This window comes from Gordonia sp. YY1 (assembly GCF_009872315.1).
GTDB lineage: Bacteria > Actinomycetota > Actinomycetes > Mycobacteriales > Mycobacteriaceae > Gordonia > Gordonia amicalis.
In genome coordinates, this window is sequence record NZ_WXYI01000036.1 from 1 (window position 1) to 10,261 (window position 10,261).

11 protein-coding genes and 2 pseudogenes are annotated in these 10,261 nt (G+C 68.1%); 3 read left to right on the top strand and 10 right to left on the bottom strand.

Features of this window, described 5'->3' with window-relative positions:
* The 8 genes and pseudogenes from BPODLACK_RS22720 to BPODLACK_RS22750 all read right to left on the bottom strand — a co-directional run.
* Positions 1–188: pseudogene (locus BPODLACK_RS22720) on the bottom strand (IS3 family transposase); the annotation flags it as partial.
* Positions 189–206: 18 nt separating this feature from the next.
* Positions 207–335: pseudogene (locus BPODLACK_RS23970) on the bottom strand (IS3 family transposase); the annotation flags it as partial.
* Positions 308–775 carry a hypothetical protein gene (locus BPODLACK_RS22725; protein ID WP_159406292.1) on the bottom strand — a complete coding sequence of 156 codons (468 nt, stop codon included), beginning with the start codon at positions 773–775 and terminating at the stop codon, positions 308–310. The gene BPODLACK_RS22725 and the pseudogene BPODLACK_RS23970, both read right to left, overlap by 28 nt.
* 102 nt (positions 776–877) lie before the next feature.
* Positions 878–1,834: a tetratricopeptide repeat protein gene (locus BPODLACK_RS22730; RefSeq protein WP_024499503.1), complete on the bottom strand. Its 957-nt coding sequence runs from the start codon at positions 1,832–1,834 to the stop codon at positions 878–880.
* 59 nt (positions 1,835–1,893) lie between these two features.
* The gene (locus BPODLACK_RS22735) at positions 1,894–3,144 is read right to left on the bottom strand and encodes an MFS transporter (protein ID WP_024499502.1); all 1,251 of its coding nucleotides are present in this window, start codon (positions 3,142–3,144) and stop codon (positions 1,894–1,896) included.
* Positions 3,145–3,459: a thiamine-binding protein gene (locus tag BPODLACK_RS22740; RefSeq protein WP_024499501.1), complete on the bottom strand. Its 315-nt coding sequence runs from the start codon at positions 3,457–3,459 to the stop codon at positions 3,145–3,147.
* Positions 3,460–3,474: 15 nt separating this feature from the next.
* The gene (locus BPODLACK_RS22745) at positions 3,475–3,870 is read right to left on the bottom strand and encodes a DUF3817 domain-containing protein (protein WP_024499500.1); all 396 of its coding nucleotides are present in this window, start codon (positions 3,868–3,870) and stop codon (positions 3,475–3,477) included.
* Between the two features lie 70 nt (positions 3,871–3,940).
* A complete protein-coding gene (locus tag BPODLACK_RS22750) occupies positions 3,941–5,143 on the bottom strand; it encodes an acetyl-CoA C-acetyltransferase (protein WP_024499499.1) in 1,203 nt (400 codons plus the stop codon).
* An 85-nt stretch (positions 5,144–5,228) separates the two neighbouring features.
* On the opposite strand from BPODLACK_RS22750, the gene mce reads away from it, so the two are divergent.
* Together mce and BPODLACK_RS22760 are read left to right on the top strand one after the other, a co-directional pair.
* Positions 5,229–5,723: a methylmalonyl-CoA epimerase gene (gene mce, locus BPODLACK_RS22755; RefSeq protein WP_006437875.1), complete on the top strand. Its 495-nt coding sequence runs from the start codon at positions 5,229–5,231 to the stop codon at positions 5,721–5,723.
* Positions 5,724–5,950: 227 nt separating this feature from the next.
* Positions 5,951–6,904 (top strand): hypothetical protein, encoded by a 954-nt coding sequence (locus tag BPODLACK_RS22760; protein ID WP_024499498.1) that lies wholly within the window; start codon positions 5,951–5,953, stop codon positions 6,902–6,904.
* A gap of 7 nt (positions 6,905–6,911) precedes the next feature.
* Here the strand turns inward: BPODLACK_RS22760 and nucS are convergent, their stop codons facing one another.
* Together nucS and glsA are read right to left on the bottom strand one after the other, a co-directional pair.
* Complete coding sequence (gene nucS / locus BPODLACK_RS22765) at positions 6,912–7,595, bottom strand: endonuclease NucS (protein WP_024499497.1); 684 nt, start codon at positions 7,593–7,595, stop codon at positions 6,912–6,914.
* A 49-nt stretch (positions 7,596–7,644) separates the two neighbouring features.
* Entirely contained in the window at positions 7,645–9,078 is a 1,434-nt protein-coding gene (glsA, locus tag BPODLACK_RS22770) for a glutaminase A (RefSeq protein ID WP_024499496.1), read from the bottom strand.
* Positions 9,079–9,219: 141 nt separating this feature from the next.
* On the opposite strand from glsA, the gene BPODLACK_RS22775 reads away from it, so the two are divergent.
* On the top strand, positions 9,220–10,086 hold the full coding sequence (locus BPODLACK_RS22775) for a universal stress protein (RefSeq protein WP_159406293.1): 867 nt from the start codon (positions 9,220–9,222) through the stop codon (positions 10,084–10,086).
* The last annotated feature ends 175 nt before the right edge of the window (positions 10,087–10,261 follow it).

The following is a 10,261-nucleotide window of genomic DNA, read 5'->3' on the forward strand; positions in this document are numbered from 1 at the left end:
TTGGCAATGCGGTAGAAACTGCTCTGCGAACACGGCACCCGACCGGCATCGAAAGCCCGCCAATAGGTTTGGCACACTGACAGCTCGGCGTATTGCTCGTCTTCGAGTACCGCTCGTGCCTGGGCACGCTCACCGGCAGTCAATGCCGCCGGCTGTTGGCGGGCGTGCTGCGGGACCGGATCGGTCACCGGTGTGTAGTGCCGATACCGGCGAGTGAGGCGATAAAACGTTGCCCGCGGCAATCCCGCCCACACACATGCCGCCGCGATCGTCATCCCAGCTGCGGCCAACGCGATGACCGTCTCGACTAGGACAGTCCTTTGCGGTGCAGCCACTGCTGGTACTGTTCGGCGCTCATCAACGCCGGTGGGATCTGCTCCTCCTCGCTCGTCGAGCTCGCGGTGATCCCGTCCATGAGCTCGATAGCTTTTCCCATGATCTCTTGAATGGCTTCGGCCTGTTCGACCTTCTTCTTCAGCCGTTCGTTCTCGGCGCGTAACCGCGCCAACTCGGCTCGTTCCTGAGCATCCACCCGGCGCGATCCTTTCGACTTGAGTGCTGCCGACACCATCGACGCCTCAAAGTCTCCCCGATCACGGGCGTGCAACCAGCCCCGCACCGTGGCCCGCGACAGAGCATGCTCGCGCAGCAACCGGGCACGGCCACCGCGCTCCAGCGTCGCCGCATCCCACAACTGCAAAAACTCGACCTTGAAACCAAGCGGGTAAGACCGCTGCCCATTCGGGGTTCGGCCGACCTCGACACTGATAGTCATCACACATTCCGATCCCCGCACACCCCGCCAGGTGTCTCACAAACAGCCTGACAGGATGCGTCGGAGGGGGCTGGATTTGCCGAAAAAGGGTGGGTGTGCGGATCAGTAGAGCGCGCTCGCCAGCTTCCGGCGAGCAGTCACGACGAAGGGCTCCGCCGGGTCGAACAGCTCGAACAGTTCCAGCAGCCGTGTCCGGGCGCGGGTGCGCTCCTCGCCGTTGGTGACCCGGACGACGTCGATGATCCGGTCGAAGGCCGCCTCGGGCTGCTGGGACAGCAGCAGGACGTCCGCGGCCGCGAGCTGTGCGTCGACATCGCGCGGGGACGCGGTCTCGACGATATTCGGGTCGTGGGCCTGCGCGCGCAGGATGAACTCGAGGTTCCGTGCCGCCGACGCCGCCTCGACGTTCTCGGGTTCGGCTTCGGCGACGGCGCGATATGCGGCAAGTGCCCCGTCGAAGTCGCCGTCGTTGAGCTTCTCCTCGGCGGCGATCATGCGCGGATCGGACTGCTCCGGCTCGGGGGCCGCACCCGCGGGTGCGTCCGGCAGCGCGTTACCGACCTGGGCGAAGATCTCGTCGATCCAGCTGGTGATCTCGGCCTCGGAACGGACGCCGTTGAACGCGGTGACCGGCTGCCCCTGCACGATCGCGACGACCATCGGGATCGACTGCACCCGGAACGCCTGCGCGATACGGGGATTCGCGTCGACGTCGACCTTGGCGAGCACCCAGCGACCGCCGGACTGCGCGGCGAGGCGTTCGAGGACCGGCGACAGCTGCTTGCACGGCCCGCACCATTCGGCCCAGAGGTCGACGACGACGAGCTGCTGCATCGACCGGTTGAGGACCTCGGCCTCGAAGGACTCCTCGGTGACGTCGATGACGTTCGCACCGGATGCCACGGGCGGCGCACCGGGAGGCGGTGTACCGGGTTGGGCACCGTCGGATCGATCGGACTGGGCCGGGTCTCGCTGTGCCTGCGCGCGCTGGGCTTGGGCGCGTTGAGCTTCGGCCCGGTCCTTGATCCCGCCGAGATCGACGGCACCGGTCATGGCCATGGCGGCAGCAGCCTGCTGACGGGCCGCCGCGGCGGCCTGCTGACGATTGGTTGGTCGCGTCACCCCTCTAGTGTGGCACGACCACCCGGGTGCGACGACCGAGGTTCGCCCAGCGCGGACACCGGTCGTTGCGGCGGACGGACGACCCCGGCGAGGCACACGGCGAGCAGAAGCGCGGCAAGTGCCGCGAGCAGGCCGGTGTTCAGAGATGTTCGGCTGCTGATGAACCCGACGACGGCGGGTCCGGCGAGCATTCCGAGGTATCCGCATCCGACCACGATCGAGATCGTCCGGCCACCCGCGGAATCGGTGAGATTTCCCGCAGCGGTGAAGATCTGCGGGATGAGCCCGGCGAGTCCGACACCGAAGACCGCCCAGCCGACGACGGCGAGCGCAGGCACCGGCGAGACGATCGCGATCGCCATGCCGACGATGCCGACGAGTGCGCCGACCCGCACCACGCGGACCGCACCCACCGAGGCGACCACCGGGTCGATGACGAATCGCGAGACCGTCATGGTCGCGCTGAAGGCGCCGAAGGCGATCGCGCCGATCGCCTCACCGGTCCCGTAGCTCTCGACGACGTGCAGGGCGCTCCAGTCGTAGGCGGTGCCCTCGGCGAGCATGAGCCCGAAGGCGACGATCGCGAGCAGGACGAGTCGTCGCCGGTCGATGCCGTCCCACCACGTCGATCCCGACGACGATCCCGACGAGGTGTTCGTCGACGTCGTCGGCGACTCGTCGCGCCCGGCGAGACCGCGCGCGACCGCGGCGACGACCACCAATCCGGCGACGGCGGCACTCGCGACGGTCGGCACGACCCCGACGTCGGCCCACAGAGTCGCCGCCACCACTCCGGAGCCGAGGAGGCTCCCCGAGGAGAACCATCCGTGGAACGACGACATGATCGGCCGGCGGTAGGCACGCTCGACGGCCACCGCCTGGGCGTTCATCGACACGTCCAGGCACCCATTGGCGAAACCGAAGGCCGCGAGGGCGGCGCCGAGAGTGAGCGTGTCGACGGCCAGGACCGGGGTGACGATGACCGCCGCGAGTACAACCGCAGCGGCGACGGTGAGCGGCCGGGAACCCCAGCGGTCGATCAGCGGACCGCACACCTGCATGCCCACGAAAGCGGAGCCGCCCAGGAGTAGCAACAGGCCGCCCAGTTCGTCGTGGCCGACGCCGGTGCGGTCGCTGATGACCGGGATGTGCGCCACCCACATGGCGGCGAGAAAGCCGTTGAGGGCGAAGATCGAGGCGACCGCCCGCCGGGATCGGCGAGGTTCGGTCGTCTGGGGCACCTGCACTCAGGCGCCCGAACCCAGGTGGCGTTCCACCCGTTCGACCTTGCCGGTCAGTTCGTCGGTGTGGCCGGGACGGATGTCGGCCTTCAGCACGAGGCCGACGCGCGGCGCATGGGCGGCGACGGCCTCGGCAGCGGCCTTGACCACCGCCATCACGTCGTCCCAGTCGCCCTCGAGATAGGTGAACATCGAGGTGGTCTGGTGCGGGAGTCCAGAGGCCCGCACCACCTCCACGGCGGCCGCGACCGCCGCACTCATCCCGCCGTCGGCGTCGACGGCGGTTCCGCCCGAGGGCGTGAGGCTGAATGCGACGATCAATGGATCACGTCCGGATCAGGCGGTCGCCTGCTGGGGTGACCGGCCGGCCGAGAGTTCGGCGAGGTGGCCGTTGCGCTTGGCCCACCACTCGAAGACGATCGTGCCGAAGGGCGGGACGCTCGATGCGAGCGCCAGCAGCGTCACGATGGGGATCCCGATGCGGCGTCCGCCCAGGGGCAGCTCCCACTTCACGGCATTCCACTTGAGCTGGAAGGCCGTGATCAGGGCGACGATCACGAAGATCACGAAGACGGCGCCGTGGGTGGCGCCGGGCAGCGCGATGGCCTCGGGGTCGTCGTTGACACGCTTGAGGATCATCCCGACGATCAGCCACGCCCAGGTGATGGCTTCCGCCACGGCGACGAAGCGGAAGCGCTTGGCGGGTGTGGTCAGGTCGAAGAAAGACAGCATGTTCCCCATTGTGCCTGCCGGCGGAGACTTCTACGACAAAGTGTCGTAGAAGTCTCCTTCAGCGGATCTCTCAGGCCTTCGGGACGCGGATGATCAGCGCATCGCCCTGGCCGCCGGCACCACACAGCGCGGCTGCGCCGACGCCGCCACCGCGACGCTGCAGCTCGAGCGCGAGGTGCAGGGTGATACGGGCGCCGGAGGTGCCGATCGGGTGGCCGACGGCGATGGCGCCACCGTTGACGTTGACCTTGTCCTCGTCGACGCCGAGCTGCTGGGTCGAGGCCAGGCCGACCGCGGCGAAGGCCTCGTTGATCTCGATGAGGTCGAGATCGGTGGGGGCGATGCCCTCGCGGTCGCAAGCCTTGGCGATCGCATTGCCCGGCTGCGCCTGCAGGCTGGAGTCCGGTCCGGCGACGACGCCGTGGGCACCGATCTCGGCGAGCCAGGTCACGCCCAGCTCCTCGGCCTTGGCCTTGCTCATCACCACGACGGCGGCAGCGCCGTCGGAGATCTGCGACGAGTTGCCCGCGGTGATGGTGCCGTCCTTGCGGAACGCCGGTCGCAGGCCCGAGAGCGACTCGGCGGTGGTGTTGGCGCGGATGCCCTCGTCCTCGGCGAACTGGATCGGGTCACCCTTGCGCTGCGGGATGGAGACCGGCACGACCTCGTCGTCGAAGACGCCGTTCTTCCAGGCGGCGGCGGCGAGCTGGTGGCTGCGGGCGGCGAATTCGTCCTGCTGCTCGCGGGTGAAGCCGTCCTTGTCGTTGCCCTGCTCGGTCAGCGCCCCCATCGGCTGATCGGTGAAGGCGTCGTGCAGGCCGTCGAAGGCCAGGTGGTCGACGAGTTCGGTGTTGCCGTACTTGAAGCCGCCGCGGCTGCCCGGCAGCAGGTGCGGGGCCTGGGTCATCGACTCCTGGCCACCGGCGACGACGACGTCGAACTCCCCGGCGCGGATCAACTGGTCGGCGAGCGCGATGGCGTCGATACCCGACAGGCACATCTTGTTGATGGTCAGGGTCGGGACGTCCCAGCCGATGCCGGCCTTGATGGCAGCCTGACGAGCCGGCATCTGACCCGCCCCCGCGGTCAGCACCTGGCCCATGATGACGTACTGGACCTCCGAGGCCGGGACCCCGGACTTCTCGAGTGCGCCCTGGATCGCCACCGCACCGAGGTCGACGCCGCTGAAGTCCTTCAGCGAGCCCAGGAGGCGGCCGAAGGGGGTGCGTGCGCCGGCGACGATGACCGTGGTGTTGTCGGCATTCGGGGACATGAAACGAACCTCCGGGGGGTGTGTTGCAGGGGAGCTACCGAGCGCCCGCTCTGTGCGCTCTTGGGCTCAACGCTACCGTTGTCTCATGTCTTCCCCAGCAACTGACCCCAGCACTCCCGCCGCCGCTCCCCAGGGCGCGACCGCACTGATCTCCGATCTGGTCGTGGCCATCGACCACGTGGGCATCGCGGTTCCCGACCTCGACGCCGCGAAGAAGTGGTACGCGACGCATCTCGGCTTCGAGACGCTGCACCAGGAGACCAACGAAGAGCAGGGTGTCGAGGAGGCCATGGTCGGCCCGGCGGACGGCGGCACGCTGATCCAGTTGCTCGCCCCGCTGAACGAGTCGTCCACCATCGCGAAGTTCATCGACCGCAGCGGCCCCGGCCTGCAGCAGCTGGCGGTGCGCGTGACCGATGTGGACGCCGTCATGGCCCGCCTCACCGAGGCCGGCGTGCGCGTCCTCTACCCCGCCGCCAAGCGGGGCACCGCGAACTCCCGGATCAACTTCGTCCATCCCAAGGATGCGGGCGGCGTCCTGCTCGAGCTCGTCGAGCCGGCCGCCGACGCCGCACACTGAGAACCGACCGCCCGACCCGAACCGAAAGCCGTTCGGGCGCTTACTGAATCCTCCTCGTTCACTCCCGGCCGGCATTCCGGGACGAACGCCGGCGCCGGCGCGTGGACGCCCTGTTGGATGTCCACGCGCCGCCGCCGGAGGCCGTGTCGCCGAGAACGCCGACACCGGCACCGAGCCTGAGTCCGACCGCGCTTCAGGGTCCGGCCGTCTCCGATACACTGGCCCGCATGCCAGGTCCCGCACGGCAATTGCCCTTCGCGATCGTGATGCGCGGTTATGACCGTGAGCAGGTCGCCGACCATCTTCAGCGACTCGACGCCGAGCTGCGGGTTCTCGCCGCGGATCGCGACGCCGCCACCGCCAACGCACACGAGCTCGCCGCCCATCTGGAAGAGGCGCGCGAGGAGATCGCCGAACTCCGGCGCGAGATCGACAAACTCTCGGTACCGCCGACCACCGCGCAGGGTATGAGCGAACGTCTCTCGCGCATGCTGCAACTCGCATCCGACGAGGCCTCGGAGATGCGTGCCGAGGCCTCGGCCGAAGCCGCCGAGACGCTGTCGATCGCCCGTCAGGAGGCCGCCGACATGCGATCGGATGCGGCCGCCGAGGCCGAGCGGGTCCGCAGCGAGGCGCAGGCGGCGGCGAAGAAGCTCGTCGACGAGGCCTCTGCGCGCGCCCGACAGGTCAAGGAGACCGCCGCGGCCAACGAGTCCGAGTCGGCGCGTCTCATCGCCGAACGCACCGCGGCGATGGAGGCCGAGCACACCAAGACGATGAAGGCGGCCGCCGACGAGGCCCGCCGCATCGTGGAGAAGGCGAAGTCCGAGGTCGCCGAGCTGGAGGCGATCAGCTCCCGCGAACGCGCCGCCGAACGTGAACGCCACGACGCCGAACTCGCCGACCAGCGCGAACGGGCCCTCGACGAGGCCAATCACATCCGTCAGACGGCACTCGACATCGCCGGCGAACGCCTGAGCCGGTCCCGCGAGATGGCCCACGCGGCCGACCGTGCCCGTCAGGAGATCGCGGCCAACCTGGGTCAGCTCCGCGACAAGCTCGACGAACTGCCCGAGTTGCTGGCGCAGCCGGAGGACTCCGAGTACACCGTGCTCTCCGACACCGACGACCTCGAACTGCTCAATCGCAAGCTGTCGCCGGAAGCCCGCGCCAACGCCTGAGCGGAGCTCAGAAGAGTCGGAACTCCGTGCTCTCCGCACCGCGCAGGGCTTCGTAATCCAGCACGACGCAACGGATTCCACGATCTTCGGCGAGCGTCCGCGCCTGCGGCTTGATCTGCTGTGCGGCGAAGACGCCGGCCACCGGGGCCAGAGTGGTGTCGCGGTTGAGTAGTTCCAGGTAGCGCGTCAGCTGCTCGACGCCGTCGATCTCGCCGCGGCGTTTGATCTCGACGGCAACGGTTCCGCCCGCGGCGTCGCGGCACAGCAGATCGACAGGCCCGATCGCCGTCATGTACTCGCGGCGGATGAGGGTGTGGCCGGCTCCCAGCGTCTCCACGTGTTCAGCGAGCAGTTCTTGCAGATGCGCCTCGACGCCGTCCTTGACCAGACCCGGGTCGATGCCGAGTTCATGGTTCGAGTCGTGCTCGATCGACGCGATGGTGATCCGCAGTTCCTCACCGGCCTTGTTGGTGACGACCCAATACGCCTCCGCCGCGGTGCCCTCGGGCACGGCGGCCTCGGTGAGCCAGCACGGCGGGCTCATCCAGTTCAGCGGTTTGTAGGCGCGGTCGTCGGCGTGCACGCTCACCGAACCGTCCGACTTGATCAGCAGCAGGCGCTTGGCCAGGGGCAGATGGGCGGTCAACCGCCCGACGTAGTCGACCTGACACTCCGCGATGACGAGACGCACGAGCCCACCCTAGGGCATCGGCCGCGGCGAACTCACGCGCCCGCGCCGCTCACTGATCGTAGTAGTGCTTCAGCATGAAGGTCTCCGCGTCGATGACGGCATCTTCCATCGTCGCGTGCACGTGTGGCAGCGCCGGATCGAAGCCCTTCAGGTCTTCGGGGGCGTCGAGGTCGGGCGCGGTGCCGTCCGCACGGTGGCGGATCACGCTGGCCCGCACCACGCCGTCGGGATCGACGAGTGCGGCTCGGCGTCCACTGTCGTCGAGTAGCCGCTTGATGCTGAGGACCATCGTCCGCGCGACCGCATCGATGACACCGATACGCGAGATCTCCACGATGACCACCGTGTAGCGGTCGATGTCGGCCTCGAGGCGGCGCTGCACGCTCTCGGCGCCGGCGAACGTCAGGTCGCCCTGGAGTTCGTAGACACGGATCTTGTCGCGGCAGGTCCGGAGGTAGCTGCGCTCGCGTTCACTCCATTCGGTACTCACCGGGGTGTCGGCCAGGTCGTAGACCGAGCGGATCGTCACCCGGCTCTCGCGGGTCACGTTGAACATGTGCAGACCGAGGTCCTTCGACAGGTGCCAGCACGTCTCGACGCCGCGGACGCTGTTGCCGTGCTCGTCGAGTCGCGGCGAGTACACGCCGATGCCCAGCTGTCCGGGGAGGACTGCGAGGATCCCGCCACCGACGCCGCTCTTGGCCGGCAGTCCGACCGAGGTGACCCAGTCCCCCGCCCCGTCGTACATGCCGCAGGTGGTCATCACGCTGAGCAGACGCTGCGCGATCTCGGAGGAGAAGACCATGCGGCCGGTGCGTGGGTTCAGGCCACCGTTGGCGATGGTTGCGCCGATACCGGCCAGATCCTCGGTGGTCACGCGGATCGAGCACTGCCGGTAGTAGAGGTCGATCGCGGCGTCCGGATCGGTCTCGAGCGCACCGAAGCTGTCGAGCATGTAGGCGATCGCGCGGTTGCGTGACCCCGTGACCGACTCGGAGGTGTACACCTCGTCGTCCAACGTGAGCTGCCTCCCCGCACAGCCCGAGTAGAAGTCGAGGATCTCGGCGAACGCCGCCTCGACGTCTACGCGACCCACGTCGCGGGAGGCCGGGAGCAGCATCGACGCCGCGAAGATGGCACCGGCATTGATCATCGGGTTCTTCGGACGGCGGCGATCGTCGACGCTGATCTCATTGAAGGCCTCACCGGACGGTTCGACGCCGATCTTGGCGTCCACCGCGGTCACGCCGTGCTTCCGCAGTGCCATCGCATAGGTCAGCGGCTTCGACACCGACTGGATGGTGAAGGTCTCGGCGGAGTCCCCGTGCGAGTACGTGTATCCGTCATGGACGCACAGAGACAATCCGTATCCCTCGGGGTCGACCACCGCCAGTTCGGGGATGTAGTCGGCGACGCTACCGGACCGGTCGTCGCGGACTTCGTCCATGATGTGACGGAGGTAGCCGTCGACGAGGGATTCCATGGCCCAATCTAAGCGTGTCCTGGGGCGATCGGGTAGCCGACGCGATGGGGAACGCCGCGAGGAACTCAACAACGGTGAATCGGGCACGGACGTGACTAGGCTGGGCCCAGTGAGATCGCCCCGAGACAGTTGGGAGCACCGATGAAGCTGCTCGTCGCATACATCGCCACCTCCGGGGGCGAAGACGCGGTGTCGTTGGGTGCGTGCCTGGCACGCACATTCGACGCCGAACTCGAGATCTGCATCGTCATCCCGCCGGAACCGGCCGGTGCCGACGACGCGGTGGAGAGACTCTCCGACGCCCTGGACAGCGCGGCGCGCCGCTGGCTCGACGAGGCGGCCGCACGTCTCCCCGATGACATCGAGACCACGACGACGATCGCCGAGCACGCCAATCCCGCCGAGGGACTCATCATCGAGGCACGACGCACCGCCTCCGACATTCTCGTGATCGGCGGAGCCGGCGGTGGGATCAGGGGCCGCCACACGCTGGGGACGGTCGTCAACGACATCCTGCACGCGTCGCCGATCCCGGTGGCGGTCGCGCCGCCCGGGTTCGCGCATCTGGGCGCCGACGAGGTTCGTGAGATCACCGTGACGATCGGGGACCGGCCGGGAGCTCCGCTGTTGTTCGAGACCGCGATCCGCAGCGGTATCCGGGCGCACCGGCCCATCCGGCTGGTCTCGATTCTCGCGATCGACGACATGCAGCCCTGGCGGAACGTCCCCGAGGACGCCGCGATCGAATCTGCCCGACGACATGCTCAGCGCACTCTCGATGAAGCGAGAAAGCAATTGCCGGAGCATTTCCCGGTGACGTCGACCGTCGCCCAAGGCGCGACGATCGAAGAGGCGATCGGGGCGCTGGAATGGCACGACGGTGATGTGGTGATGGTCGGGTCGAGCAGGCTGGCCGCCCCGAACACGTTGTTCCTGGGCACCACCGCCGCGAAGATCTTCCGAGCGGTATCGGTACCGATGATCGTCGTGCCCAAGGGCTCCGACTGACAGCGCTCCCGAGCCCACTCTTCTGCTGCGCGAGTTCGTCGCAAGTCCGTGAAATGCACTGTGGCCCTTCACGATTGGTGTCGTGAAGGGCCACAGTGGAAGTTGTGTTCGGCGGTGTCCTACTCTCCCACACTGATTAAGGTGCAGTACCATTGGCGCTGGAGGGCTTAGCTTC